Source organism: Pseudomonas sp. NFR16 (assembly GCF_900108875.1).
Classification (GTDB): Bacteria; Pseudomonadota; Gammaproteobacteria; order Pseudomonadales; family Pseudomonadaceae; genus Aquipseudomonas.
The window spans coordinates 218,018-242,878 of sequence record NZ_FNYJ01000001.1; the positions used below are offsets into that span (position 1 = coordinate 218,018).

Here is a 24,861-nt window from a genome sequence, read left to right on the forward strand (position 1 = left end):
AACGCCCGCTTACATTTTGAAATTGGCTACCAGGCGGGTGAGCGAGTGGCCCAGTTGCTCCAGTTCTTCGCTTGCCGAGGCGGTCTGCCTGGCCTGTTCGGTAGAGACGATCGACAGATTGCGAATGTTGATCAGGTTGCGATCCACTTCCCGGGCGACCTGAGCCTGCTCCTCAGAAGCGCTGGCGATCACCATGTTTTGCTCGTTGATCTGCAGAACACTGGTCATGATGTCCTGCAGGGCGTCGCCGGACTGACGTGCCAGGGTTCGCGTCTGTGTCGCTTGTTCGGTGCTTTCCTTCATCGCGGAGACTGCGTGATCGGAGCCCTCCTGAATGGTGGTGACCATCGATTCGATTTCGAAGGTGGACTGCTGAGTACGGGCTGCCAAAGCGCGTACTTCATCGGCCACCACCGCAAAGCCCCGACCTGCTTCACCGGCCCGCGCCGCTTCGATCGCGGCGTTCAGTGCTAGCAGGTTGGTCTGTTCGGCGATGCCGCGAATGACATCCAGCACTTTGGCGATTTCACGGACGCGTTCGGCCAGGCCTTCCACCCGTTCCGCGCCACGCGCCGCATTGCGCTCCATCGACTCGATCGCCTCGATGGTTTCACCGACGCGGGCGTTGCCTTGCTCGCTGGCCGAGCGGGATTCCCGGGAAGCCTGCGAGGTGGCCACCGCGTTGCGTGCCACTTCTTCCACGGCGGCAGTCATCTGCGTGACAGCCGTCGCCGCCTGCTCGATTTCATTGTTCTGCTGAGCCAGGTTCTGGTTGGACTCCGAAGTGACCGCCCGCAATTGGCTGGACGAAGCGGCAATGACTTCGGCTGACCGGGCGATTTCCTGCAAGGTGTTTTTGAGGTTGCCCTGCATGGTCAGCAGGGTGCCATTGAGCTGGCTTACTTCGTCTCGACCATCTGTGGCGATGGGTTGGGTCAGATCCCCAGCTGCGACCTTCTCTGCGGCAGACAGGGCATTGCCGATCGGCCGCACGATACTGCGGCTGACCAGCAGCGCGACGGCAATCGTGATCAATACCGCGAGCACGATGATCATCACGACGTTATTGCGGGAGGTGCTGTAGGTCTGGGTCGACTGGTCGAACAGCCCTTTCATGTTCTGTTCGTTCAACGCTGTCAATTCGTACAGCTTCGGAAACGACTGTTCGGAGTTCTGTCGCAGAGGGCCGTTGAGCAGTTCAATCATCTCCTTTTCACGGCCCTGTCTGCCCAGGTCGATCAATTGCCGGATACCGGGTTCTGTCGCTTGCAGTATCGGCTTGATGGTCTCGAACAGGGCGCGCTCGTCCGGCTTTTCGAGGCTGGCGGCATAAGCGGTCTGCGCTTCGCTGAGTTTCTTGAGCTGGATTTCCAGGCGCCGGTTGCTGTCTTCGCGCATGGCCGGGGAGGGATAGAACGCCAGCTTGAGCGAGTTGACGCGCAGACCCAATATGGCTTCGCGCATTGCGCCCAGTGCTGCCGACGACGGGATACCGGTCTGCTGGATAGTGCGATTGGTGTCGTCGATAAGGGACATCTTGAACAAGCCGTATAGGCCGACGATGACTACGATGGAGGCGATCAATGTGAAGCTGATCGCGGATCGTGCAGCGATAGAAATGTTGCGGATCATGGTGCAGACCTCTGCCATAGATGAAGGATGAACCTGCTACGAGTGTGGAAAACATCCTTATGTCGGCTTGGAGGCGAGACTCTTAAGGCATTAATGAAACGATGTTTCGAAATTCCATCTTGTTTCAGTGCGATGTGTTTGGACCAGAGCAGGAGCGCTTGGCGTATGACGGCGAGGTTTTCCCATTCAGTAGCTATCCACTTTCAGCTATCGGATAATGTCGACCCGTTTCGCTTTCGACGTTCAGTCTGTCGCCAAGGAGAGTCAACGATGGTCAAAACGCGTCCGCGCCCAGCGGTCAACGGCGTGGCATCTGCCGATCGGGTGCTCACCGTGCTGTCTGCATTCCGGATCGGCGATACCGCTTTGAGTCTTGTCGAACTGGTCGAGCGTACCGGGCTGATCAAGAGCACCATCATGCGGTTGATGGTCTCGCTTGAGACGTATGGCTTCGTCAATCGCATGGCTGACGGCCGGTACATGCTTGCCAGCGAAGTGATGCGACTGAACGCGGTGTATCAGGAGGCGCTGGATCTGGAGCGCCACGTCTTGCCCAGACTGCACCAGTTGACCGACGAAACGGGCGAGACTGCCTCTTTTTATGTGCGTCACGGCGCTTATCGTCTTTGTCAGTACCGGGTCAACTCACCGCACCGTCTGCGTTTGCATTTGCAGCAAGGGGATATGCGCCCGATGGATGGAGCGGCGAGCGCTGAGGCGCTGCGTACGCCGTTCAGCCGTGCGGAAGGCGGGATGGAGCCACTTTACTCAAGCGGCGCCACCGACCCGCACGCAGCGTCGATGGCCTTGCCGATCTACGGGCCGTTACAGGAAGTCATCGGTGCCCTGGTGCTATCCGGCCCGGCAGCCCGGCTGACCAGCGACTATGCCAAATCCATCCGGGACATATTTGTCGCAGTGGCTGAGGATCTGACTCGCAGCCTAGGCGGCAAGTCCATCCGAGAGGTAAAAGGCATGCATCAAGCGCCCGTCCCGGAAGACGTCAACTGAAGCCGTACAGGCTCACCGGATTGTCCCGCAGGATACGTGTCCGGTCGTGCTCTGATGGCGCCCAGTGGTAGAGCAGATCAAGAATGTCCGCATCGTTGGGCTTGTTTTCGGTCGCCGTGGGGTGCGGCCAGTCGCTTCCCCACAGCATTCTTTCCGGGTTTATTTTCACCAGCGCCTGCGCAACCTCTCCGACGTCGCTGTAGTTGGGAGCGCCCACCTTGGATCGAATGTACGGGCCTGACAGCTTGACCCACGTTCGCTGGTTGTCCAGCAGCCGAGTCACAGCAGCGAACGCAGCCGACTTAACGCCTTCTGGCTGAGGCACATGGCCCATGTGGTCGATGACCAGCCGGGATGGCAGCTTCGCCAGTCGGCTTTCCAGATCCGTCAGTTGCGTGCCAGGCGCAACGACCTGCACGTTCCAGCCCAGTTCGTTGACGCGCGCCGCCAGTTTTTCAAGTTCGTCAAGGTTGGCGCCGCCGTAGCTCAGGTTGAAACGAATGCCGCGAACGCCCGCAGCGTGGAGCTCCTCCAACTCCTTGTCGGAAATCGGGCCGGCGACCACCGCAATACCTCGAGCGTCGCCCTTGGCTTCCAGCAAACCATTGAGCATGACCCGGTTATCGATGCCATAGGTAGACGGTGTGACAATGACCATACGCCTGACATGAAGGCGTTGCTGCACATGACGATAATCTTCCAGCGAAGCATTGGGGGGCAGCAAAGTGGCCCCCAATGCTGCCGGATAACGATCATCGTACAGGTGCATGTGGCAATCCACGCTGCCTGGCGGAGGTTCTAGTGAAGAGCTGTTGTCGCCGGCGGAATAGCGGAAACCCGCGATTGCATTAAGTGACATGAAGGCCCCGAGTGAAACGCTACCTTGAACGAACTTGCGTCGAGTGATGGCCATGCTTGACTTCTCATTATTGTCGTGGATTTTGAAAGGAAAATGATGGTGCTCAAGCTCAGGCACAGCATCAGAGCAACCGGGTGCGTTGAGCCCCAACGCTAAGCAGAGGTATTTGATATTCAGATAGTCTTCATTGCACTTGCGCCTTTGCTCAGTGCATCGGCGATATGTTTTGAGTCAATCGAAATCAAGAGAGCGTTGCTGCGTCCGATCCATGGACGCAGCACAATGACTTTTCCAACTCAGTTGGCGTTGATCGAGCCGGGTTCTTCAACGGCCTGACGTCTGAGCTTGCGTCCCATCAGCAATACCGCAATACCCCCGCCAGCGCACAGGGCAGCCAGCGGCAACATCGCCAGCGCGTAACTGCCGGTAGCGTCATGAATCGAGCCATAGACGTTAACCATCACGCCCCCACCAATCAGGTTCGCCAGGGCACCGATGGCTGCCAGACCCGCCGCAGCCGTGGTGCTGGAAAGCCACGTCGATACCAGTGCCCAGAACGGACCTTTCATCGAGTAGGCGCCGATAAGCACCATGGTCAGTAACAGCACAGTGGCTGGCAGCGAGGAGGTCACCAGCGCCAATAGCAGGCCGGCGGCGATCAGCAGGAGCGTGAGCGAAGTGTGCCAGCGACGTTCGTTGGTACGGTCAGAACTGCGCCCCCAGATGATCATGGCGACCGAAGCGATACCGTAAGGAATGGCGTTGGTGAAACCGATTTCCAAATTGGACAGGCCAAAGGTTTTGAGCAACTGAGGTGCCCAGACGCTCATGGTGCTGCCTGCGGCGGACGCCCCGGAGTAGATCAGCGCGAGAACCCAGATGTCCTTGTGCTTGAGCAGTTTCCACAGCGACATGTGACCGATGTTGGTTTTACGTTGCTTTTCTTCATTCAATTGGTTGACCAGCCAGTTGCGCTGCTCGTCACTTAGCCACTTTGCCTGCTCCGGACGGTCGGTAAGCACGAACAGGCACGCGATCCCGAGCAACACGGCAGGGATTCCTTCCAGAATGAACAGCCAGTGCCACCCGCGCATTCCCATCCAGCCGTCCAGCGTCAGGAGAAAGCCCGACAGGGGCGAACCCAGGAAGTTGGCGCCGGGGATGGCAACCATGAAGATTGCCACCATACGAGCTCGGTAGGCCGACGGTAGCCAATAGGTCATGTACAACAGCACGCCCGGGAAAAAACCGGCTTCTGCAGCGCCCAGTAGAAAGCGCATGACGTACAGCGAGTTGGCACCCTGAACGAAAGCGGTACCTGCGGAAATGATGCCCCAGGTGATCATGATGCGGGCGATCCAGATTCTTGCGCCGAATTTCTGCAGCGCAAGGTTGCTGGGCACTTCGATCAGAAAATAGGACACGAAAAACAGGCTGCTGGCAAAGCCGAAGATGGCTGGCGTCAAGCCCAGGTCGTGGTTCATTTGCAGCGAGGCCATTCCGATGTTGCCCCGATCGATGATCGCGATCAGGTAGCAGACGATTAGAAACGGCAGCAGCCGCCAGGCGACTCGGTGCATGGTGGCGCGTTCGAGTTCGCTGACGGGGGCGGTGGCAGGCTTTACGGCCATTGTGCTCTCCTGTGCTTATTTTTTTGGAGAAACGATTCGGACCGAACTTGTGCCGTCGCGCTGCGGCACCATTCGATCGTGATGTCAGTCATTCATCAAGTGACGGTTTACGACGCATCGTGGGTCCACGGCTTCGCCTTCCCAGATACGAATGACCTGTTGCAGGGCCAGCAGGCCGACACGGTCGCGGGCTTCACTGGTGTTGGCGCCGACGTGAGGTGTCGCCACCAGGGTGGGCAGGGTCCACAGCTCGCTGTCCGCGGGTGGTGGCTCAGGGTGGAATGTATCCAGGCCCGCACCTGCGATCTGCCCGCTGCGCAGTGCTTCGACCAGAGCCGGTGTGTCGATCAGCTCGCCGCGAGCGGTGTTGATCAGGATGCTGCCCGGACGCATGCGCTTGAACTGAGCCGTGCTGAACAGGTTGCGATTCTGGTCGGTAAGCGGGCAGTGCAGGCTGATGATGTCGCTGATCTCGAGCAGTCTGTCGAAATCGTCTTCACGCTCGACATGGGCGCGAGCGGGCAGGGCTTTCAGGAAAGGGTCGTAGACTTTGACCTTCATCTGCAGCGGAGCCACCAGGTCCATCAGGATTCCGCCGATCGAGCCCAGGCCGATCAGGCCCAGGGTCTTGCCGAACAGCTCGGTACCATTGGCAATCGATTTGTCCCAATGACCGGCACGCAGTCGCGCGTCCTGGTAGGCGGTCTGGCGTGCAACGCTGAACAGCAGCGCGAACGCGTGCTCGGCCACCGACTGTGCGTTGGCGCCCACGGCGATTGTGACCGGTACGCCTCGCTCTGCCGCAGCCTGAATGTCGATGGAATCGTACCCCACGCCATGTTTGGCAACGGCTTTGAGATTGGCTGAAGCCTGAATCATTGCCGCTGTCAGCTTCCCTTGGCGAACGATGATCCCATCCGGCTGCTCCTCACGAATGATGGCGGTCAGGTCTTGCGCGGGCATATAGGGCGTGGTGGGAATGATCTGGATGCCCAGGCTGGCGGCGTGGTTCATGGCATCGACCGCCAGAGCAGGGCCTGTCAGCAAGATTTTGCGAGTCATGGATATCTACCTTGTTTTTATCGTGAATACCGACCCACGAGGTCGTCGTGTGCTCAGAGCCACCCTAGCACAATGAAATGCCATTTCAATAAGGAAAATATTTCAGCGATGAAGGGTATGGTAAATCAGGATAAAAACTGTTGAATGCGAAAAACTGAAATGCGATTCTATTATTTCAGTCGGGGACTTCCCGTCGGCACACCACAATTTCAAGAGAGAGATGCCATGTCTATCGGATTCCGAGTCCTGAATGCCGCTCGTAAAGTCAGCGCGGATTGGATTTCGCGCTACCGCGAAGTGCCCGTCGCCAACGTGAGCGATTCCATGCACCGCATGACTGCCGGTGGTGCACGTCTGCGTCCCATGCACCGTGCTGGCGTGCTGGCGGGAGCTGCGCTAACCGTCAAGGCGCGGCCCGGCGACAATCTGATGCTGCATTACGCAATCGACATCGCCCAGCCTGGCGACGTGATCGTGGTCGATGCAGGCGGCGATCTGAGCAATGCGCTGATCGGCGAGATGATGGTGGCCTACGCCGTCAAGCGTGGCGTCGCCGGCATCGTTATCAACGGGGCTATTCGTGATGCCGGCAGTATCGGCGCCGGTGATTTCCCATTGTTCGCGGCAGGCATTTCCCATCGAGGTCCGTACAAGGATGGTCCAGGTGAAATCAACGTGCCTATCGCTATCGATGGTATGGTCATCGAGGCGGGCGATCTGGTGATCGGTGATGAGGACGGTCTGCTCTGCGTGCCTTATGATCACGTGGCTGAGGTTTACGAGCGTGCCACCGCCAAACACCATGCGGAGCTCAAGCAGATGGATCAGATTGCCAAGGGCGAAAACGACCGCAGTTGGGTCATTGAAACGTTGAAAAAGAAAGGCTGTCAGCTGCCGGAATAATTCGGCGCACCTGCACGACGCTGTGCGAGCCGCCTGCTTCCTATTCATAGCGGGCGGCTTGAGGCCCGCGACAGAGGCCTGAATGACGTCCCATACGCTTTCCCGCAAAAAGTGGCCAACGCCTGTCCGGGCACTGGCTCATCGTGATTTTCAGGTTTACTTCTTCGGCCAGGCGGTTTCCACGCTGGGCAAATGGGTACAGCAGGTCGCGTTGACCTGGCTGGCTTATCACCTCACCGGTTCGGCCTCACTGCTGGGATTGCTGACCTTTCTGTCGTTGGCCCCGCAGCTGTGTATCGGTCCGCTCGCTGGCGCCTGGACCGATAAGCACGACAAGCGTCGACTCCTGTTGATCGCACAGGCTTTGCTCGCTGCCCAGTCGCTGTTTCTATCGGTAATGACCTGGCTGGGTTGCATGAATAGCTATTGGCTCATCGCGATGGCGCTCGTGCTGGGCGTGCTCAATGCGTTCGAAACGCCCCTTCGTCAGGCATTGATCGGCAGCTTCGTTGCCGATCCGGCGGATTTGCCCAACGCACTGGCGCTCAACGCCATGCTGATCAATGCAGCGCGTTTCGTGGGTCCGCCGCTGGCAGGAGCGCTCATCGCATACAGCGGCGAAGCAGTGTGTTTCCTGGTCACTGCATTTGCATTTTCCCTGTTGTTGTTTGCCTTGATGAAGGTCAAGGGGATGCCCACTGCCCGGGTCGCTGGCAAGACCGGACAGATCTTTCGTGCGGGCCTCACCTACATGTGGGACACGCTGGAAGTGCGTCGGTTGTTGATGGGCGTGGTCGTGGTCAATCTGCTGTCATCCATCTATGCGGTGTTACTGCCTGTGATCACCCGTGAGTCCTATCAAGGCGATGCCACCACCCTTGGCTGGTTGTGGGGCGCGGCCGGAGCAGGGGCGTTCGTGGCCTCGTTCTGTCTGGCGCTGGGCGGTTCGTTGCCTCGACTTGCACGCTTCATCGTGGTCGCTGCCGTGTGCTGCGCATGCGGCCTTGCGGGCTTGGCGCTGAACATGCCGCTGGGTTGGGCCATGGCGGCTCTGGCGATTCTGGGGTTTGGGATCACTGCAAGCAACGTCAGTAGCAACATGCTCTTGCAGAGCCAGGCACCGGCCGAGTTGCGAGGTCGCGTGGTCGCGTTCTACCTCTCCATGCGTTTCGGATTCGAAGCGATTGGCGGTCTGTTTGCGGGGTTGGTGTCGGTCGTCTGGGGAGCCCCGGCGACACTGGGGGCCGCCGGGGTATTGCTGCTGGGCTACATGCTGTTCGATCACTTCTACTGGCGGGCACGCGCGACGCCGCCGACTAGCACTCAGTAGCAGGTTTTGACACAGAGTCGGACTTCGCCTGCTGCCTGGCTGGATCGCCCAGCCACAGCATCAGACAGGTGCCTAGCATCAGAATTGAAGCCACCGCATAGAACGGTCCCGAGTAGGACTGCGTGGCATCCTTGATCAGACCGATCATGAAGGGGCCGACGAACCCGCCGAGGTTACCGATCGAGACGATCAGTGCCAGACCGCCCGCAGCCGCGCGCCCGGTCAGGAACGACGACGGTATTGCCCAGAACGTCGCCTGGAACGACAAAATGCTGGCAACGGCCAGGGCCAGGCTGGCGATCTTCAATACCGGTTGATCGATCAATGCGGCCGCGACCAGTGAAAGCGCGGCTAACCCCAGCGCTCCCACCACGTACGGCAGACGGTGCTTGCTGCCGTTGGCCAGCCGAGCCCAGACAGTCATGGAGACGGCGCCCAGCACATAAGGTAAGGCCGCAACCAGCCCGACAGTGCTGTTCTCCATGCCAAGACTTTTGATGATCTGTGGCATCCAGATGCCGATGCCGATCGAACCGACGATGCAGCAGAAGTTGATGGCCGCCAGCACGAAGACTTTCGGATTGGTCAGTGCGCCGCGCAAGGTGTTGCCATGGCTGGCGCTGATCGAGGCCTGCTCGCTGCTCAATTTGTTTTGCAGCCAGGCCTTTTCGCGCTCACTCAGCCAGCGCGCCTTGGCGGGGGTGTCCACCATGACGAACAGGCAGGCGATACCCAGCAGTACAGCAGGGATCGCTTCGGCGACCAGCAAGAATTGCCAGTTTTTCAGGCCCAGAATCCCGTGCATGTCCAGCAGCCATCCCGAAAGCGGGGAGCCGAAGATATTGGCAGTGGGAATGCCCAGCAGGAACGTTGCCGTGGCTTTCGCCCGCCATTTGCCGGGAAACCAGTAGGTGAAATACAGGTATACCCCCGGCGTAAAGCCTGCCTCGGCAAGCCCCAGCAGGAAACGCATGATGCTGAAGCTGACGGGGCCCGTGGCGAACGCCGTCCCCACCGATATCAGGCCCCAGGTGATCATGATCCGCGCGATCCAGATGCGTGCGCCGAATCGCTGCATCAGCAGGTTGCTGGGGATTTCGAAAATGAAGTACCCGAAGAAGAACAGACCCGCCGCCCAGCCGAACATGGTGGCGGTCAGGCCAAGGTCTTTGTTCATACTGATGGCCGCAAAGCCGACGTTGGTCCTGTCCAGATAGCTGATCACGTAACAGACAAAGATGAATGGAACGATGCGCAACAGAACACGGCGCAGCAGCTTTTCACCTTCAGCATCGGAGAGCGGGGCGGTGGTCATTTTTTCCGGAGTCATGGCGTCACTTCTTTTATCGTTGTTGTAGAGGACTTGTGTGTGGTCTCACATCCGCTTCAGCTATGTGAATACATCTGCAGGCCTTTCACAGGTGCGCGAACCTGCAGGATGGAGCCTGATTCCGATTCGGTGATGAACAGTGTGCGGCCGTCTGGCCCTCCGAAAGCGAGGTTGGTGTTGCTGATGCCCTCGCAAGAGACATAACGCTGGATCGGTTCGCCGACCCTTGAGAGTCGCCAGACCGATCCGAAACCTGTATGAGCGATATACAAATTGCTTTCGTCATCGAGCGCCAGGCCGTCCGGGCCGCCGAGCCCGCCGTGTAACTGCGCGAACACGCCGACCTTGCTGATGATTGAGCCGTTGCCCAGCGGAATGCGCCAAATCTGCTGCGCGCGTGTAACCGCAATCAGCAGGTGGTTGAGTTTAGGGTCGAAGACGATTCCGTTCGGGCTGGGAATGGTATTGATCAGGCAAGTGAGGTTGCCGGCAGCATCCAGTTTGTAGACGCGCCCGGTGGGGTCTTGCAGGCCGGTCTGGCCTTGATCCGTGAAGTACATGTCGCCTGCTGGCGAGAAAACCAGATCGTTCACCCCCTTGAAGCCTTCTGAGCCCGCCGATTCCAGAAACGGTTCGATCTTCCCTGTATGCGGGTCAAGCAACATGATGCCGCGCTTGTAGTCGGTAATGAAAATCCGGCCGTCCTGGTGAATTTTCAGACCGTTCGGCCAGCCGTCGTATTCACTCACCAAAGTCCATTCACCGGTGGGGGAAATTTTGAAAATACGGCCGTAGGGAATGTCCGTGACATAGAGATTGCCCTCTCTGTCGAAAGAAGGGCCCTCCAGGAATGAATCGATAGATTTCCCCTGGCGATTGGCGTCGGCCCATGCCGTGCGGCGTGGGTTGCGAAAGCGCTCAGGCAGGCGAGTGAAAACAGTTGTTTCGGTGGCGGCGGGGGCGGGAAAGAAGCTCATGAGTGCTCCTGAAGCGATCCGGCAGTGAGGGCGCGGAATATTGTTAAAATAGAATTGCATTCCAAAAATAAAGCATTTTTGGAGCGTGCGCGAGCGCTTTTGCAAGCACGTCGTCGCTTGGCACGTTAGGGAAGCCGCTGCGAAGAGGCTCGTCAGATGAAGGTGTTTTTGGAATCTTATTTTGGTAATGCCCTTTGCAGCACCTTCAACCCTGCAAAAGGCGAGACACCTGATCCCAGCCATGGCCTCCACTGAGGAAGCGGAGTTTGATGCGCTCAGTCGTCTCCACTGAAAAATGAGGACGGGTATCGGTCAGCTGTCGTGAACGAACGAGCGGTCCGTGCAGGTCTGCCTGTCGATATGTTCAGCGTCGCCTTCAGGCAGGTAGGGGGCGCAAACGAGTCTGTTCGTGCCTGTCGCATCGTTGATGAGTGACCGGAACGACAGGCTGTGTCGAACGTGCGCGGCGGAATAGTTTTTCTTTAGTGATCGCCAAGTTCTTGTGGTTTGTTGCCGGATTCTGATTTTCGGATAGTGAATTCACGCCAGATCACTGGCATGAACCCACCAGCGAAACTGAGGAAAAACCATGACTTATTCCATTCGCAATTTCGACGACAAAGTCGTTTTGATCACCGGTGGTACGTCCGGTATCGGGCTGGAAACTGCTCGTCAATTCGTCGCGCAGGGTGCGCAGGTGATTGTCACGGGCGTCACCGCTCAGCGCCTGGATGAGGCGCGTCTGGAGTTGGGTGAAAACGCGCTCGTTCTAACAGCCGATCTGCGGCAACCCGAGTCACTGGATGCTGTCATCAGCGAAATCTCCCGACGATTCGGCCGTCTCGATGTCGTTTTCGCCAACGCGGGTGCTGGCAATGCTTCCCCTCTTGAAGACGTGACCGCCGCCCAAATCCACGAGCAGTTCGGATTGAACTTCAGCGGCGCATTTTTCACCGTACAGAAAGCGGCTCCACTCTTGAGCAAGGGCGGCAGCGTGATCTTGACCACGTCCTTTCTCAATGCCGTTGGCACGCCCGGCCTGTCGATATTGTCAGCGACGAAAGCGGCTGTTCGTTCACTGGCCCGCACTCTGGGCGCCGAACTGGCACCCCGTGGCATCCGGGTCAACGCCGTCAGCCCAGGCCCTATCAGCACCCCATTTCACAGCAAGCTGGGGTTGTCTGATTCTCAGCTGAAGGAAGTGGCTGCAGGTATCGAAGCATCCGTACCGCTGGGTCGCTTCGGCGAAGTCGGTGAAGTGGCCAAGGTCGTTCTGTTTCTGGCCAGTGACCAAGCCTCTTTCATCACCGGCGAAGAGATCGTTGTGGATGGAGGGTTGTCACAGTTTTGATCGATGGGACCACCGGTGAAAAAGTCGGTGGTCCCGTCCTATGTGGATATGGAGCCAGGTGCGATGAAGTACACGATAAAAAATGCTTACGCCGGTTTTCCCTCTGTCGATCTTTTGGGCGGGCCGACGCCGCTGCAGCGCGCCGAGAACCTTGAGGCCGTCCTGCGGCGCGAGGGAATCAACGTCGGGATTTATCTGAAACGCGATGACCTGATGCCAATCGGAGGGGGAGGAAACAAGTTAAGGAAGCTTCAATACCATATGGCGTCCATATTGAATAACGGCCAGGACACCGTGATCACTTTTGGCGGCGTACAGTCCAACCACGCGCGACTTACCGCAGCGGTTTGCGCAAGGCTCGGTCTAGAGTGCCATTTGATCCTGTCTCAGCAGGTCGACATCCAGACTGAGGACTATCAGGCGAATGGAAACCTGTGGCTCAACCGCATTTTCGGCGCAAACAGCCATTTATTGAATAAAGGAGAGTCGGCGCCGCTTTTCGCGCAGTCTTTGAGGGACAGGCTGGAACAGCAGGGGAAAAAGGTGGCGGTAATCCCCACTGGAGGATCAACATCGCTTGGAGCCTTGGGTTACGCCGAGTGCGCTGCTGAAATAGCGCGGCAGGCTGAAGCTGACGGCTTGAACGTCAGGAACATTTCCCTGGCCAATGGCAGCAGTGGTACACAGGCAGGCCTCTTGGCGGGCTGGATTGCGCAGGGGAAATCGCCGGATATCATCACTGGCTACGCGGTCATGGCGAACAAGCAAATCACTGCTGACACGACCAGGGAATTGACGCTGTCGACGCTGGACTTGATCGGCCGTGCTCGTTCGTCTGAACCCCTTGTCGTCAACGTTGACGACAATCAGCTGGGGCCTGCCTATGGCCAGGTCACCGAAAGCATGGTCGAGGCGGTGGCGCTGTTAGCCAGAAGTGAAGGCGTTTTGCTGGACCCGGTCTATTCCGGCAAAGCGTTCGCAGGATTGCTTGAGCAGTTACGCGCCGGGGTATACGGCCCTGGCGACGATGTCATTTTTCTGATGACCGGTGGAGTCCCGGGTTTATACGCCTATCAGAGCCTTCTTGATGAGAGATTTACCACCACTGGAGTTCGATGATGCGCGCGCCTCGCCATCTCAATGCACTGCGCGCGTTTGAGGCTGCTGCCAGGCACCTGAGTTTTGTGGGTGCCGCTCACGAGCTGAATGTCACGCCGGCGGCGGTAGGCCAGTTGGTCCGCACCCTGGAAGACAGCTACGGCATACCGCTCTTTCACAGGTATCGAGGAGGGCCGGCGCGGCTGGAACTGACAGCGCCTGCAGTCAAGGCGCTCGCTCAACTTCAGGAAGCGTTCGACATGATGACGAAAGGCGTTGAGGGGCTGCGCAAGGGGGCAGCACCGGCGAATATCACTGTCACGATCACGCCTGCCTTTGCGGACAAATGGCTGCTGAGCCGCGTCGAGCAATTTCAATCGCTGTATCCACAGTTCGAACTGATACTGCACACCGATGGACGCCTGGTCGATCTCGCAGCGCAACGGATCGACCTGGGTATTCGCTTCGGGCATGGGCGATGGACCGGCCTGAAGGCCACGCACTTGATGGAAGACACCTTTTTTCCCGTCTGCAGCCCCGCACTGCTGGAAGGGGATCATCCGCTGACGTCCGCCGAGATGTTGCGCCATCACGTGATCATCCATGACTTTTCCATGAAAGGGACCGCTGCATTTCCCACTTGGGAAAGCTGGCTTGAGTCCGCAGGGCATGAAGTATCTCTTGGGACCCGAGTGCTGAAGATCAATGATTCCGCAGCAGGGCTGCAGGCAGCGATGGCGGGGAGCGGAGTGGCGCTTGGCAGGAGCAGCCTGGTGATGGGAGACCTCAATGCCGGGCGCCTGATCAGACCTTTCGGCCAAGCCCAGTCCAGTCCCTTGGCTTACTACATTGTGCAGATCTCCAGATCCGAGCTTTCGGTGGCTGCCCAGGCTTTCAAGGAGTGGCTGATGGAAACGGCGCGAGATCCATGTCGCAGCGGTCACTTGACCACCAGGCTCAACCCGACAACGACCAGTAACGCGATGTAGATGCGGGCATGCAGTCTGTCGGGGATCTTTCCCGCGAGTGGCAGTGCCAGCCCCACGCCTAGCACGGAACCGACGCTGAGCAATACGAACGCCGGAAGATAGATGTAGCCCAAAAAACCACTGTGTATGCCTGGCGTCTGGAGTTGCCCCATGATGCCGTACATCAACGTGCCTGCCAGCGCCACGGGCAGGCTCAGAGGGTTCGCCAGCGTTGACGCCTGAGCCATGCTCAGGCCGGACCTGCGCAGCATCGGCACCGTCATGACACTGCCACCGACACCCAGCAACGCGGCCACGGCGCCAATGCCGATGCCTTTCAAGGGCACGCCATGCAGTCGCCGCGCGTTAGGGTTTGACGTGTGCAGAAATCCCTTCCGGAACATACAGTCCGCTATGGTCACCGCCAGATAAGCGACAAACCCTGCACGGATTGCGTCACTGGTCATTGCACTGGCCAGCATTGCCCCGGCGACTGCGCCGAGTGCGATGTAACCGCCAAGTGGCCAGATGTAGCCGCCGACCAGTCGACCTGCGCGCCGCTGTCTGACCGTGGCCACCCATGCGCTGACCACCATGACGGCCGTCGATGTAGCGACCGCGATCTGCATGGCGTTGTCACACCCGGCTTCGCCAGGGGCATGGCTGGACATCACCAGGTGGTAGACCAGCGGCACCACGACGAAGCCGCCACCGAATCCAAACAGCACTGTCGTGACTCCGGTCATGCAACCCAGCACTGCCAACAACAAAAGGCTCATCCCGTATCATCCATTGCTCAATGTGAATCGAGCGGGCATCTTATTGCCGCGGTACGAAATGGACTTTCGCGAACGCGCCGACCGTGTTCGCGTTCCGGCCAAGCTTCTGGATCTTGACGATGCGCAACGCTTCTATCTCGCTTCTCGATGCCACCCCACGTCCCGCCGTTGCGATCTGCACCGAGTATGAGTACGGCCATCGCTTGCCGATGCATACTCACCGACGCTCGCAGTTGCTGTACGGATCGAAGGGGGTGATGCAGGTGACAACGAGCCTCGGAACCTGGATCGTGCCTCCGCAGCGTGCGGTATGGATCCCTCGGGAAGTGCCACATGAAGTGCTTTTTCTGGGTGTGACGACCCACAGTCTTTACATCGAACACGCTGAATCCGTGATCGCCGAGGCGCGATGCCGGGTGATCGACGTCAGTGTATTGTTGCGCAATCTGCTTCAGGAGGCGGTGGACATGCCGCTGGAGTATGACGAGGAGGGCAGGGACGGCGCCCTGATCAAGCTGCTGCTGCATGAAATCGAGCGCGCAAATCAGCTGGCTCTGCAGATTACGATGCCGTCGCACGAGCGGTTGCTGGGCATCTGCAAGACCTTCCTGCTGACACCGGACATCAACACCTCGGCGCAGGCATGGGCTGAAGCACTGTTCATCAGTGTACGGACGTTCAATCGGCTCTTCCGGGAACAGACTGGCTTGAGCTTCGGGCAATGGCGGCAACGCGCCTGCGCGATCCTGGCCCTTGCACGGCTGGCCGAGGGGCACAGTGTGACCACCATTGCCATGGAGATGGGGTATGACAGCCCCGCAGCGTTTGCCACGATGTTTCGGCGGGTGACAGGCAGGCCGCCTTCATTCTATCTACCGGCCCAGGACGCGAGGTGATGCCGCCGTGCCGCTTCGTGCCGCGGGAGATCCTCGGGCCGATGACTGCCGGCGGCTTCGCTTGGCGGGATAACGCTGCACTGAGCCAATACGTTAATCCTGCTCAAACGAATCCCTACGCCGGCTGAAAACCATGTCGGCATTGTCTTCAGGCTGATAAACAGGTGTGGCGGCGCGGTACTGGCCTCGGAGCGGCAGATCATGTTCCTGCCGTATGCCATTTTCGCTGAGCAATTTACCGGCATACCTTCCGATACCGACCGCGCGGTCTTCTTCGATGGCCGCCGGCGTGCCGGCTTGGTACCTGTCGCTGCCGTCGCCGCCCGTGTACGTACCTTTCATCATGCGATACCCGTGAACCAGCTCGTGCGCCAGCGAAACGAACGCGTGCTCTTCGTCATTGACGAGGCGAGGTCTGCCGTGGGCATCGATGTCCGGATATTCCGACGGATTCCAGTCGACCACCGCAGACGATCCTTCGGCTTTGCGCCAGCCTGTTTTCCTCGCCAGCGAGGAGGCTGTCCGGTTGTTTTCCTTATTCAAGTCACTGTCTGGAATTCCACGAGCCAACGCCTGGCGGGTGGTGAGCGCTGCTCTGGCAGCGGAGCTTATTTCCGCGCTCGTGACATTGATGCGCAGCGACCGTCCATTAGTGGAGTATCTGGCGATTTCAGCGAGCAGGGTGGAGCCGTTGGGGCGGCTGGCGATTCGTTGCAGGGCAGTCTCAGCCTTCTGAAGGCCTGCCGGGTTGTGAGCCTCGATGCTCACATGCGGAGCGACAGTGCTTTGGATGCGCATGATTTCAGCCCAATGAGGAGGGTTGGAAGTGCCTGCTTGTCGCACGCTGTTGAAGGGGGTTGGCAACCGGTGGTCTGCGCACGCTTCTGCCGGAGGCGTCAGCGCGAGCGATGCAACGCTGTACTGCCTCGACGCAGTGTGCGAAGCGGTCGTACAGATCAACGATCTCGCGCTCGTTCGCCTGAGCAAGATGTTGCTTGGTCCAGACGATAATCTCCTGGGTCTGGGCCACCGCGGCGATCGTGATCGCCGGATTGTGGGTCACGTCCAGATTGGCCTGCAGCAAGTCCGTCAACAACTCCGCGGAAGGCGACGCCGGAAGTTTCAGGCTCGCACTGAATGCCACATACTCCTCAAGAAGCTGGAGGTCGGTGGCGACGCCGCACTTGAGCGTCAACCTGACCTCGCTATCGGGATTTACCGTGGGCTGAGGCTGACCTAATAACCTGAAAAGATGAAGAATGACCCGCTCGTAATCCTGCGCTGCTTTCATCATTGACCTCCGATAAATACGCGTGTGTGGCACGGCCGCTGGATCAGGTTCCATCATCCAGTGTGTGCGCAGCGATATCTGTCGGGGTCAGCGCGAGGCGATTCCGGCCACGCGCTTGGCAAACCACCACACCGTCCATGCCCCAAGCAAGGTGGCGAGCACGGCAAAGGCGAGGATGACATTGCGGATTCCCAACGGTGCAGCCAGCCATGCCACCATCAAGCCGGCAAATGGCTGGGAGGCGTTGTTGAGCAGCGTGATCACACCGACCGTCTTGCCGAAATCCTGAAACGGTATGACGCGCTGCCGGAGCGTGCGCATGTAGACGTTGAACATTTTGTCGAACCCGACGATCAGCAGGAAACCCAGCGCATACCCAGGCAGATTCGGGCTGAGGGCGCAGACGAATGCGCCGATCGCGATCATCGAGTAACCGACACTGCCCAGCAGGCGCAGCGACCACACCTTGCGCGCGAGAAGAAACAGAATCGCGATGGTCGTGACCGCACCGGCCGCTTGCAGCCCGGCGTAATTGTCCTTGCCGGCGCCGTACTGGCCGATGACCATGGCAGCCGAAGTGGCCAGGGTGACGCCGACGATCAGGTTGACGCCCACTGCCAGCGTGATGATCTTCCTCAGCTCGGCGAAGCTGACGATGTGCTGGAACGCGATACGCAAGGGCTGCAGCCAGACATCGTGATGTTGCTCAAAGGCCGGCAGCGTGATCCGGCTCGAACGTTGCCACGCCCGCAGGCTCAGGTCCGCCAGCAGGAACAGGCCGGCGACCCAGAGCACCACCCAATGCCACGCCCAGACTTCGAGCATCAAGGCCGCCAGCACAGGCCCGAGCACCAGCCCGGTCTGGTCGGCGATCTGAGAATAGGACAGGGTCTTGGTGTAGCTGTATTGCTGGAAGATATGTGGCATCACCACTTCGCGCGCCATGATGCCTTGGGTGGTCAACACCCCGCACAGGGCGGACAACGCGATGAGCCAGCCGATGCCGCCCAGCATCCCGTAGAACTCCATCGCCAGTACACAAAGCACTGCTCGATAGACCTGACTGACGTGCAGGATCCTGACCGGCGAGTACTTGTCGCACAGCGCGCCGCACAACGGAAACGCCAGAAACCGCGGCAGCGATTCCACGAAAAAGGCGAGCCCTGCCCACGAAGCGCTGTCGGTCGTCTGGAACACCACCAGCGGCACGATGAATAACAGAATCTGATCCGCCAGCCGCGACAGAAACAGCGAGGTAAAAAAAGCGAGATAATCCTTACGCACATGAACTCCTGTCGTTGAGCGGGCTCGAGGCCTTTGGCTGAGCAGGCTGGCCGGGCGGTTTCGATGATACGCACTCAAGCACGCCACGGCGGCTCGGACTGGAATGACTCCTGCAGCAGGCGCATGAAGTTGCGGGTTCGCTCCGGCAGGCCGTCGCGCTGGTGGGTGAGGGCGACGACATCGGCGTCGGGCAGTTTCCAGCCGGGCAGCAGTCGCACAAGCGTTCCTTGCGCCAGGTCGTGGGCGACGTCCCACTCCGAGCGCAGGATGACGCCGAGTCCGTCGCAGCCCCATTGCTTGATGACGTTGCCGTCATTGCAGCTCAGGAAGGCCTGTACCCGCACGCTTTTGCTGTTTCGACCGCGGTTGAAATGCCAGAGGGTGACGTCTTCGTTGTTTTCCCGCAGGGCGATGCATGGCAGCTCGGCAAGCTGTTCCGGAGATTCGATCGGGCCGTGCCGTGCGATGAACGCCGGTGAGGCGCAGACGTACCGGCGATTGGCTGCGAGGGTTCGACACACCAGGTTCGAGACGCCGAGCTGGCCGATATGGATGACCACATCGAAGCGATCTTCAACTTCCAGCATCGGCTGATCGGACAGGGTCAGGATGATTTCGACTTCAGGATGCAGGGATTTGAAGGCTGCGACCGAGGGCGCGACATACCGCCGGCCGAAGCCGAACGGCGCATTGATTTTCAGTTTTCCGACAAAGCCCCGGCGGCGTTCCTGCAGTTCTTCGAGCAAGGTATCGAACTGCTGTAACAGGCCCGTGCCCCGCGCGCAGAGCAATTCGCCCTCGTCGGTGAATCGCAGTCGACGCGCAGAGCGGTCCACCAGGCGGACGTCGAGTTTCTTCTCCATCAGCTGAAGTCGCTGAGTGACCGCGGAAGGCGTCAGGCCCAGTTTTCGGGAAGCTTCCAGCAGGCTCTTGCTTTCGCGGATGATCAGCAGAAAGCGAATGTCAAAAGCGTCGATCATTAAGAAATACTGAATTATAGAGTGAATGAAGCTAACGTTCAGACCGGTAATTTGCGTCTTAGAATAGCGCCATTACCGGAGAGAACACATGCCCGACCTGACTGAAACCCCCTTGCTGTTATTGGACCGTGACCGGCTGGACGGCAACATTCTGCGCATGCGAAACACGTTGGCACCGTTCGACGTCACGTTGCGGCCTCACGTTAAAACCAACAAATGCCTGGAAGTGACCGAGCGCCTGTTCGAAGGTGCCAAAGGGCCGATTACGGTGTCGACCCTGCGCGAGGCTGAGTTCTTCTTTGCTGCCGGTTACACCGACATCCTGTATGGCGTGGGCATCGCGCCCAACAAGTTCGCCCACGCAGCGCGCCTGCTGGAACAGGGCGCGGCGCTGAAACTGGTGCTGGACAACCTTCAAACCGCTCGCCTGTTGGCTGACTTTGCTCGCGACTGCGACTCATCGTTCGAGGTGTTGCTGGAGGTCGACTGCGATGGGCACCGCTCGGGAATCCCGCCGGATTCTCCGTTATTGGTCGACATCGCCCGGCTGCTCGAAGGAAGCGGGGTAAAGGTCAGCGGCGTCATGACCCACGCCGGAAACGCTTATGACAGCCAGTCTCGTTCGGACATCGAAGCCTTTGCCCGCCAGGAACGTGAGGCCGTCGTCAACGCTGCCGGACTGCTGCGAAAGGCCGGCTTCGAGACACCAATTGTCAGCGTCGGCTCGACGCCCACGGCGCTGTTCGCCCAGGACTTGGCCGGTGTCACGGAGGTCCGCGCAGGCGTGTTCGCGTTCTTCGATCTGGTGATGGCCGGGTTGGGCGTCTGTGACGTGCAGGAGATCGCCGTCTCGGTGCTGACGACGGTCATCGGCCATCAGCCGGAAAAGGGCTGGGTCATCGTCGACGCCGGCTGGATGGCGCTGTCGCGCGACCAAGGGACGGCGAAGCAGCGCGTCGATCAAGGCTATGGCGTCGTTTGCGACCTGTCCGGCCGACCCGTCGCAGACCTGATCGTGACGGCGGCGAACCAGGAGCATGGAATCATCACCTCTCGCTCCGCGAATCCTGCTGCCGTCCAGGCGCTGCCCGTGGGCACTCAGTTGCGGATCCTGCCCAATCACGCCTGTGCGACCGCCGCCCAGCATGCCGGTTATCACGTCCTGGCCGAGGAGCGTCGTGTCGGTTACTGGCCACGCATCTCGGGTTGGTGAATGGGCGTCCGACAGCGCTCGTGGCCCGCTTTAACCCATGGCTGTAACGCATGAAGAGGAAAACATCGATGAAGATCGTCAACTCAAAAGACCTGCCTGTGCCGGGCGGTCATTACTCGCACGGGGTGGTCTCGGGAAACCTGCTGTTCGTGTCTGGACAACTGCCGTTCGACCCCCGCACAGGGACCTTCCCCGAGGGCATGGAAGCTCAGTTTTCCCAGGCCATGGCCAATGTGGAGGCCGTGTTGCACGCGGGCGATGCAACATTGGCAAGCTTGATCAATGTGCAGATCTTCATCTCGGACGTGGCTCACTGGCCGCTGGTGAACGCGTTGTACGCCCAGTTTCTCGGTACCCACAAGCCTGCGCGCGCAATCATTCCCTGCGGCCAGCTGCATCACGGTGCCCTCGTGGAAATCACCGCCGTTGCCGAACGCGTCAACCCTGAACAGGAATCGCTGAAATGACTTCCCCTGCGCTGCGATACACAGGTCCCCTCCAGCCCGCCGCGCCGGTTGAACTGGTGCTGTTCGATTTGCTGACCGCCTTGCTCGATTCCTGGACCTTGTGGAATTCCGTCGCTGGATCAGAGCAGATGGGGCGGACCTGGCGGATGGCGTACCTGAAAGCGACCTATGGCTGCGGCCGTTATCGGCCCTACGAAACGTTGGTGGAGGAGGCTGCGATCGAAGTGGGTCTGGGCCCTCAGGCCGCTGCCCGACTGGAAGCGCGCTGGGGCGAATTGCAGCCGTGGGCAGAGGCCAAAGCCGTGCTGGCAGCGCTCAAACCTGTTTATCAGTTGGGAGTCGTGACCAACTGCTCGGACAGACTGGGTCACATCGCGGCCGACCTGCTGGGTGTGCCATTCGACGTGATCATCACCTCGGAGAAAGCCGGTTTCTACAAACCGGATCCTGCGCCTTATCGGCTGGCGTTGGAAACTGCAGGCGTCGGGCCGGCTCATGCCGTGTTCGTTGCAGGTTCAGCCTATGACCTGTTCGGCACGCAGAAAGCGGGGCTGCCGACGATCTGGCACAACCGCATTGGTCTGACGGCGCCCGAGGGCGCTCCTGAACCGCTGATCACAAGGCCCACTTTGGAGAGTCTGCAAGCGGACCTGGCGAGCATCGCGGTGCAGGCGTAGAACGTACCTCCCGGTCAGCTGTTGAGCGACATCGGTTTTTCGCCGCCCGGCGGCAAGCCAAACACCTTGCGCACGCCGTTCAGGAATGCGCCATAAGGCCGGCCCAGCAAGAGCATCATCAGGGCCGCGCCGAGGGTGCCGCGTACCAGACCGCCGCCCGATGCGCCGCTGAAGGCAATGATGGCTGCGTAGATCGGCACTTGAAAACTCACCAGGGCGATACTGTCCCAGAGCAGCAGGGACGCCCGGCCAGGTCCGGCGCGCTTCATCAGCCAGTCCCGCCACAGGCCGTAAGGCCTGGCGACGGGAATCATCAGCACGGCGCCGAGCAGGCGCGCATGCAGCACCTGATCCCACGTCATGCCGGCTATGAAACGTTCATTGATGATCCCGGTGGTCGTGAAAAACAGGATCAACGCCGTGGTGTCCGCCAGAAACGCGGTCCGACGTGGTGTCCGCTCGGTAGGTGGCTGCAAATTCCGTCTCCTTCTAGTCAGGTGCAAGGCGTCAGGCCGGGCGGAACTCGACCGTGAGGTGGCTGACTTCGTGAACCGGTCTGAGCCGTTCGCGAATGGTGTCGGCGTCAGTGGTCGGCTCGCCGATGACGCTAACGATGGCGGCATGGGCTTGAGGCCCCACCCGCCAGACGTGAAGGTCGGTGATGGTGGCGTCCCCCGGCTGCTCGACCCGTTCGCGAATTTCATCTGCGACGTGCGCATCCGTCTGATCCAGCAGCACGCCTGCGGTGACTCCCATCAACGTCCATGCCCAACGCGCAATCACCAGCGCGCCGACGATGCCCATCACCGGGTCCAGCCAGACCCAGCCCAGATACCGTCCGGCGAGCAAGGCCGCGATGGCCAGGACCGAGGTCAGTGCGTCGGCGACCACATGCACATAGGCCGATTTCAGGTTGTTGTCGTTGTCGTGCGGCGCATGGGCGTGCACGCCATGGCCGTGCTCGTGAGGATGCTCATGGGCGTGTTCGTGAGAGTGATCGTGGCTGTGGCCGTGTCCGTGGCCGAGAAGCAGGGCGCTGGCGATGTTGACCATCAGGCCGACAACCGCAATCGTTGTGGCGGTGCCGAACTCCACGTGCGCAGGCTGCAACAGGCGCACGACGGATTCGACGCCGATGCCCAACGAAACCAGGCCGAGAATCAACGCCGAGGCGAAGCCGCCCAGGTCGCCCACTTTGCCGGTGCCAAAACTGTAGCGCTGACTGCGCGCGTGACGTCTGGCGTAGCCGTATGCGGCGGCGGCGATGCCGAGCGCGCCGGCATGGGTCGCCATGTGGAAGCCATCGGCAAGCAATGCCATCGAGCCGGTCAGGTAGCCGGCAGCGATCTCGCCCACCATCATCAGCACCGTCAGTGCCACCACCCAAAGGGTGCGCCTGGCGTTCTCGTCGTGCGATGAACCGAGAAACACATGGTCGTGCGTGTAATTGAGGCGGGAATCGTTCATGAGTCTTTACCTTCTGCGCTCACTTGGAGTACCGGCGAATGGCTTCGAGCAGCTCTTCCACGCCCTTGGCCCGCGCTTCTTCACTGAGCGCCGGGTCTGCGACGTGGGCCCGCGCATGTTCCTCGATGATTTCTTCCATCAAGCCATTGATGGCGCCGCGCGTGGCGGCCACCAGGTGCAGCGTGCGCGCGCAGTCAAGGTCCGATTCCAGCGCTCGCTCGACGGCCTGGACCTGACCGGCGATGCGTTTTACTCGCTTGAGAAGACTGTCTTTGTTGGCTGCTACATGACCCATCGGATATCCCCTGATTGCTATAGCGACGATCATAGGCATACCCCCTATACCTATGCAATGCCCGCGAGCGGACGTTGACGCGGTTGCGTTCGCCTTTCGGGAGCGTCGATGCATCAAGTTGGAGCAACTTCTCGCTCAGACAGCGACCCGTTGAGGGCGTGCCGCAGCCATGGCTTGTCCTTTTATTCACCTTTCGACACATCAGGACAAGCGACATGTCCAATCGTGACAACGACAAGTCAACTCCAGACAGAGGCTAATAGCTGGTCTGAAAGTGGCAAGTACAGGTGAAAGCGCCCGCGGATGTGGCGTGACAACACCTTGTAGGGGCAACACGCATGGTCACTGGAAAAATCCCTGTCACCGTTATTTCCGGCTTCCTCGGCGCCGGGAAGACCACCCTCGTGAATCATCTGCTCAACCAGAACACGCAGTACCGGATCGGCGTGGTCGTCAACGAGTTCGGCGAAGTCGGCATCGACGGTGAGCTCATCGTGTCGGAGCAGCAGGCCCTGATCGAGATCAACAACGGCTGCGTCTGCTGCACCGTGCGCGCCGATCTGGTTGCCAGCGTCAAGCAGATGCTGAGCCTGGCCGGCGACCGTCTGGATCGGCTGATCGTCGAAACTTCTGGCCTGGCGGATCCCGCGCCCGTGCTGCAAACCTTCCTCGCGGATCCCGATCTTCGCAGCCGGGTCGAGCTTGAGTCGGTCATCACGGTGATCGATGCGCTGCACCTGCACGGCCAGTTGGGCGACGAAATCGTGCGGGAGCAGATCGCGTTTGCCGACACGCTGATCGTCAACAAGGTCGACCTGATCGGCGCCGATACGCTCGCCGACATCAGTGCTCAGGTACGCCTGATCAACCGCACGGCGGCGCTGCTACCGGCCCGGCATTCGCAGATTGCCGTGGATGTACTGCTGGGGACCAGGCGCTTTTCCCTGCCGAACCTGCTGATGATCGAGCCAGACATCCTTGAGGACGAGGGACATGAGCATGAGCACGATGCCTCGATTTCATCGTGCTCGGTGGTGAGCGGCGGGAGCCTGGATCCCGACCGTTTCAATCGCTGGATCAACCAGCTGGTCAACGACCAGGGCCAGCGCCTGATGCGAATGAAGGGGTTGTTGAATTTCTCGAGCGAAGCCCGACGGTTTCACTTCCACAGTGTGCACATGCTGCTGGAAGCCGTCCCCGGACGTCGCTGGGAAGACGATGAGCCCCGAGACAACCGTTTCGTGTTTATCGGTCGGGATCTGGACAGTGAACAGCTGCGCCAGGGATTCCTCGACTGCCTGCACGCTGCCTGAACCTTGAATCTGCCGATCACGCCACGCCTCCAACCACAGGAAACATC

25 protein-coding genes are annotated in these 24,861 nt (G+C 59.7%); 11 read left to right on the forward strand and 14 right to left on the reverse strand.

Translation table 11 applies throughout. The annotated features are described in order from the left end of the window. Positions 1-9 precede the first annotated feature (9 nt). On the reverse strand, positions 10-1,650 hold the full coding sequence (locus BMZ10_RS01055; protein ID WP_093458214.1) for a methyl-accepting chemotaxis protein: 1,641 nt from the start codon (positions 1,648-1,650) through the stop codon (positions 10-12). A gap of 252 nt (positions 1,651-1,902) precedes the next feature. Between BMZ10_RS01055 and BMZ10_RS01060 the strand changes: the two genes are divergently transcribed. Continuing rightward, positions 1,903-2,643, forward strand: coding sequence for an IclR family transcriptional regulator (locus BMZ10_RS01060; protein ID WP_093458215.1), 741 nt, complete (start codon positions 1,903-1,905; stop codon positions 2,641-2,643). On the opposite strand, the gene BMZ10_RS01065 is transcribed toward BMZ10_RS01060, so the two are convergent. From BMZ10_RS01065 to BMZ10_RS01075, 3 genes are all read right to left on the reverse strand, one after another. Continuing rightward, a complete protein-coding gene (locus BMZ10_RS01065; protein ID WP_256214281.1) occupies positions 2,636-3,412 on the reverse strand; it encodes an amidohydrolase family protein in 777 nt (258 codons plus the stop codon). The genes BMZ10_RS01060 and BMZ10_RS01065 overlap by 8 nt on opposite strands. A 386-nt stretch (positions 3,413-3,798) precedes the next feature. Then, positions 3,799-5,133 carry an MFS transporter gene (locus BMZ10_RS01070; RefSeq protein WP_093458217.1) on the reverse strand — a complete coding sequence of 445 codons (1,335 nt, stop codon included), beginning with the start codon at positions 5,131-5,133 and terminating at the stop codon, positions 3,799-3,801. Positions 5,134-5,217: 84 nt separating this feature from the next. Further along, positions 5,218-6,195: a hydroxyacid dehydrogenase gene (locus BMZ10_RS01075; protein WP_093458218.1), complete on the reverse strand. Its 978-nt coding sequence runs from the start codon at positions 6,193-6,195 to the stop codon at positions 5,218-5,220. Positions 6,196-6,420: 225 nt separating this feature from the next. Between BMZ10_RS01075 and BMZ10_RS01080 the strand changes: the two genes are divergently transcribed. Then, positions 6,421-7,098 carry an RraA family protein gene (locus tag BMZ10_RS01080; protein WP_093458219.1) on the forward strand — a complete coding sequence of 226 codons (678 nt, stop codon included), beginning with the start codon at positions 6,421-6,423 and terminating at the stop codon, positions 7,096-7,098. A gap of 82 nt (positions 7,099-7,180) precedes the next feature. Beyond that, on the forward strand, positions 7,181-8,428 hold the full coding sequence (locus BMZ10_RS01085) for an MFS transporter (protein WP_093458220.1): 1,248 nt from the start codon (positions 7,181-7,183) through the stop codon (positions 8,426-8,428). Here BMZ10_RS01085 and BMZ10_RS01090 read toward each other — a convergent pair. Both BMZ10_RS01090 and BMZ10_RS01095 read right to left on the reverse strand, forming a co-directional pair. After that, positions 8,415-9,758 carry an MFS transporter gene (locus BMZ10_RS01090; RefSeq protein WP_093458221.1) on the reverse strand — a complete coding sequence of 448 codons (1,344 nt, stop codon included), beginning with the start codon at positions 9,756-9,758 and terminating at the stop codon, positions 8,415-8,417. The two genes, BMZ10_RS01085 and BMZ10_RS01090, sit on opposite strands and share 14 nt — an antisense overlap. Before the next feature lie 56 nt (positions 9,759-9,814). Then, positions 9,815-10,735 carry an SMP-30/gluconolactonase/LRE family protein gene (locus tag BMZ10_RS01095; protein WP_093458222.1) on the reverse strand — a complete coding sequence of 307 codons (921 nt, stop codon included), beginning with the start codon at positions 10,733-10,735 and terminating at the stop codon, positions 9,815-9,817. Between the two features lie 589 nt (positions 10,736-11,324). Between BMZ10_RS01095 and BMZ10_RS01100 the strand changes: the two genes are divergently transcribed. The 3 genes from BMZ10_RS01100 to BMZ10_RS01110 all read left to right on the forward strand — a co-directional run bounded on the left by BMZ10_RS01100 (position 11,325) and on the right by BMZ10_RS01110 (position 14,173). Further along, a complete protein-coding gene (locus BMZ10_RS01100) occupies positions 11,325-12,086 on the forward strand; it encodes an SDR family oxidoreductase (protein ID WP_093458223.1) in 762 nt (253 codons plus the stop codon). Between the two features lie 63 nt (positions 12,087-12,149). Then, positions 12,150-13,205, forward strand: a complete 1,056-nt coding sequence (locus BMZ10_RS01105; protein WP_093458224.1) for a D-cysteine desulfhydrase family protein — start codon at positions 12,150-12,152, stop codon at positions 13,203-13,205. After that, positions 13,205-14,173, forward strand: a complete 969-nt coding sequence (locus BMZ10_RS01110) for a LysR substrate-binding domain-containing protein (RefSeq protein ID WP_093458225.1) — start codon at positions 13,205-13,207, stop codon at positions 14,171-14,173. Before BMZ10_RS01105 ends, BMZ10_RS01110 begins: the two co-directional genes overlap by 1 nt. On the opposite strand, the gene BMZ10_RS01115 is transcribed toward BMZ10_RS01110, so the two are convergent. After that, positions 14,125-14,931 carry a sulfite exporter TauE/SafE family protein gene (locus tag BMZ10_RS01115; protein WP_093458226.1) on the reverse strand — a complete coding sequence of 269 codons (807 nt, stop codon included), beginning with the start codon at positions 14,929-14,931 and terminating at the stop codon, positions 14,125-14,127. The genes BMZ10_RS01110 and BMZ10_RS01115 overlap by 49 nt on opposite strands. 119 nt (positions 14,932-15,050) lie before the next feature. Between BMZ10_RS01115 and BMZ10_RS01120 the strand changes: the two genes are divergently transcribed. Continuing rightward, complete coding sequence (locus tag BMZ10_RS01120) at positions 15,051-15,827, forward strand: AraC family transcriptional regulator (protein WP_093458227.1); 777 nt, start codon at positions 15,051-15,053, stop codon at positions 15,825-15,827. A gap of 93 nt (positions 15,828-15,920) precedes the next feature. Here BMZ10_RS01120 and xopG read toward each other — a convergent pair whose 3' ends face one another. The 4 genes from xopG to BMZ10_RS01140 form a co-directional block, all read right to left on the reverse strand. Next, positions 15,921-16,625: a XopG/HopH/AvrPtoH family type III secretion system effector gene (gene xopG / locus BMZ10_RS01125; protein WP_093458228.1), complete on the reverse strand. Its 705-nt coding sequence runs from the start codon at positions 16,623-16,625 to the stop codon at positions 15,921-15,923. Positions 16,626-16,629: 4 nt separating this feature from the next. Further along, complete coding sequence (locus tag BMZ10_RS01130; protein ID WP_093458229.1) at positions 16,630-17,118, reverse strand: type III secretion system chaperone family protein; 489 nt, start codon at positions 17,116-17,118, stop codon at positions 16,630-16,632. Between the two features lie 87 nt (positions 17,119-17,205). After that, complete coding sequence (locus tag BMZ10_RS01135; protein ID WP_093458230.1) at positions 17,206-18,402, reverse strand: MFS transporter; 1,197 nt, start codon at positions 18,400-18,402, stop codon at positions 17,206-17,208. Between the two features lie 74 nt (positions 18,403-18,476). Continuing rightward, positions 18,477-19,382: a LysR family transcriptional regulator gene (locus tag BMZ10_RS01140; protein WP_093458231.1), complete on the reverse strand. Its 906-nt coding sequence runs from the start codon at positions 19,380-19,382 to the stop codon at positions 18,477-18,479. 88 nt (positions 19,383-19,470) lie between these two features. Between BMZ10_RS01140 and BMZ10_RS01145 the strand changes: the two genes are divergently transcribed. The 3 genes from BMZ10_RS01145 (at position 19,471) to BMZ10_RS01155 (ending at position 21,739) form a co-directional block, all read left to right on the forward strand. Further along, entirely contained in the window at positions 19,471-20,595 is a 1,125-nt protein-coding gene (locus BMZ10_RS01145; protein WP_093458232.1) for an alanine racemase, read from the forward strand. Between the two features lie 68 nt (positions 20,596-20,663). After that, positions 20,664-21,062 (forward strand): RidA family protein, encoded by a 399-nt coding sequence (locus BMZ10_RS01150; RefSeq protein WP_093458233.1) that lies wholly within the window; start codon positions 20,664-20,666, stop codon positions 21,060-21,062. Further along, on the forward strand, positions 21,059-21,739 hold the full coding sequence (locus tag BMZ10_RS01155; protein WP_093458234.1) for an HAD-IA family hydrolase: 681 nt from the start codon (positions 21,059-21,061) through the stop codon (positions 21,737-21,739). Before BMZ10_RS01150 ends, BMZ10_RS01155 begins: the two co-directional genes overlap by 4 nt. A 14-nt stretch (positions 21,740-21,753) precedes the next feature. Here the strand turns inward: BMZ10_RS01155 and alaE are convergent, their stop codons facing one another. The 3 genes from alaE to BMZ10_RS01170 are packed head-to-tail and all read right to left on the reverse strand — an operon-like array spanning position 21,754 to position 23,501. Then, the gene (gene alaE, locus BMZ10_RS01160; protein ID WP_256214283.1) at positions 21,754-22,215 is read right to left on the reverse strand and encodes an L-alanine exporter AlaE; all 462 of its coding nucleotides are present in this window, start codon (positions 22,213-22,215) and stop codon (positions 21,754-21,756) included. 31 nt (positions 22,216-22,246) lie between these two features. Continuing rightward, positions 22,247-23,206, reverse strand: coding sequence for a CDF family Co(II)/Ni(II) efflux transporter DmeF (dmeF, locus tag BMZ10_RS01165; RefSeq protein ID WP_093458236.1), 960 nt, complete (start codon positions 23,204-23,206; stop codon positions 22,247-22,249). A gap of 19 nt (positions 23,207-23,225) precedes the next feature. Then, positions 23,226-23,501 carry a metal/formaldehyde-sensitive transcriptional repressor gene (locus tag BMZ10_RS01170; RefSeq protein ID WP_093458237.1) on the reverse strand — a complete coding sequence of 92 codons (276 nt, stop codon included), beginning with the start codon at positions 23,499-23,501 and terminating at the stop codon, positions 23,226-23,228. Between the two features lie 338 nt (positions 23,502-23,839). On the opposite strand from BMZ10_RS01170, the gene BMZ10_RS01175 reads away from it, so the two are divergent. Next, positions 23,840-24,814: a CobW family GTP-binding protein gene (locus BMZ10_RS01175; RefSeq protein WP_093458238.1), complete on the forward strand. Its 975-nt coding sequence runs from the start codon at positions 23,840-23,842 to the stop codon at positions 24,812-24,814. Positions 24,815-24,861 lie beyond the last annotated feature (47 nt).

Coding starts and splice junctions, on each gene's coding strand:
- BMZ10_RS01055 (WP_093458214.1), bottom strand. CDS start 1,650: ATGGCAGAGGTCTGCACCATGATCCGCAACATTTCTATCGCTGCACGA.
- BMZ10_RS01060 (WP_093458215.1), top strand. CDS start 1,903: ATGGTCAAAACGCGTCCGCGCCCAGCGGTCAACGGCGTGGCATCTGCC.
- BMZ10_RS01065 (WP_256214281.1), bottom strand. CDS start 3,412: ATGCACCTGTACGATGATCGTTATCCGGCAGCATTGGGGGCCACTTTG.
- BMZ10_RS01070 (WP_093458217.1), bottom strand. CDS start 5,133: ATGGCCGTAAAGCCTGCCACCGCCCCCGTCAGCGAACTCGAACGCGCC.
- BMZ10_RS01075 (WP_093458218.1), bottom strand. CDS start 6,195: ATGACTCGCAAAATCTTGCTGACAGGCCCTGCTCTGGCGGTCGATGCC.
- BMZ10_RS01080 (WP_093458219.1), top strand. CDS start 6,421: ATGTCTATCGGATTCCGAGTCCTGAATGCCGCTCGTAAAGTCAGCGCG.
- BMZ10_RS01085 (WP_093458220.1), top strand. CDS start 7,181: ATGACGTCCCATACGCTTTCCCGCAAAAAGTGGCCAACGCCTGTCCGG.
- BMZ10_RS01090 (WP_093458221.1), bottom strand. CDS start 9,758: ATGACTCCGGAAAAAATGACCACCGCCCCGCTCTCCGATGCTGAAGGT.
- BMZ10_RS01095 (WP_093458222.1), bottom strand. CDS start 10,735: ATGAGCTTCTTTCCCGCCCCCGCCGCCACCGAAACAACTGTTTTCACT.
- BMZ10_RS01100 (WP_093458223.1), top strand. CDS start 11,325: ATGACTTATTCCATTCGCAATTTCGACGACAAAGTCGTTTTGATCACC.
- BMZ10_RS01105 (WP_093458224.1), top strand. CDS start 12,150: ATGAAGTACACGATAAAAAATGCTTACGCCGGTTTTCCCTCTGTCGAT.
- BMZ10_RS01110 (WP_093458225.1), top strand. CDS start 13,205: ATGCGCGCGCCTCGCCATCTCAATGCACTGCGCGCGTTTGAGGCTGCT.
- BMZ10_RS01115 (WP_093458226.1), bottom strand. CDS start 14,931: ATGAGCCTTTTGTTGTTGGCAGTGCTGGGTTGCATGACCGGAGTCACG.
- BMZ10_RS01120 (WP_093458227.1), top strand. CDS start 15,051: ATGCGCAACGCTTCTATCTCGCTTCTCGATGCCACCCCACGTCCCGCC.
- xopG (WP_093458228.1), bottom strand. CDS start 16,625: ATGCGCATCCAAAGCACTGTCGCTCCGCATGTGAGCATCGAGGCTCAC.
- BMZ10_RS01130 (WP_093458229.1), bottom strand. CDS start 17,118: ATGAAAGCAGCGCAGGATTACGAGCGGGTCATTCTTCATCTTTTCAGG.
- BMZ10_RS01140 (WP_093458231.1), bottom strand. CDS start 19,382: ATGATCGACGCTTTTGACATTCGCTTTCTGCTGATCATCCGCGAAAGC.
- BMZ10_RS01145 (WP_093458232.1), top strand. CDS start 19,471: ATGCCCGACCTGACTGAAACCCCCTTGCTGTTATTGGACCGTGACCGG.
- BMZ10_RS01150 (WP_093458233.1), top strand. CDS start 20,664: ATGAAGATCGTCAACTCAAAAGACCTGCCTGTGCCGGGCGGTCATTAC.
- BMZ10_RS01155 (WP_093458234.1), top strand. CDS start 21,059: ATGACTTCCCCTGCGCTGCGATACACAGGTCCCCTCCAGCCCGCCGCG.
- dmeF (WP_093458236.1), bottom strand. CDS start 23,206: ATGAACGATTCCCGCCTCAATTACACGCACGACCATGTGTTTCTCGGT.
- BMZ10_RS01170 (WP_093458237.1), bottom strand. CDS start 23,501: ATGGGTCATGTAGCAGCCAACAAAGACAGTCTTCTCAAGCGAGTAAAA.
- BMZ10_RS01175 (WP_093458238.1), top strand. CDS start 23,840: ATGGTCACTGGAAAAATCCCTGTCACCGTTATTTCCGGCTTCCTCGGC.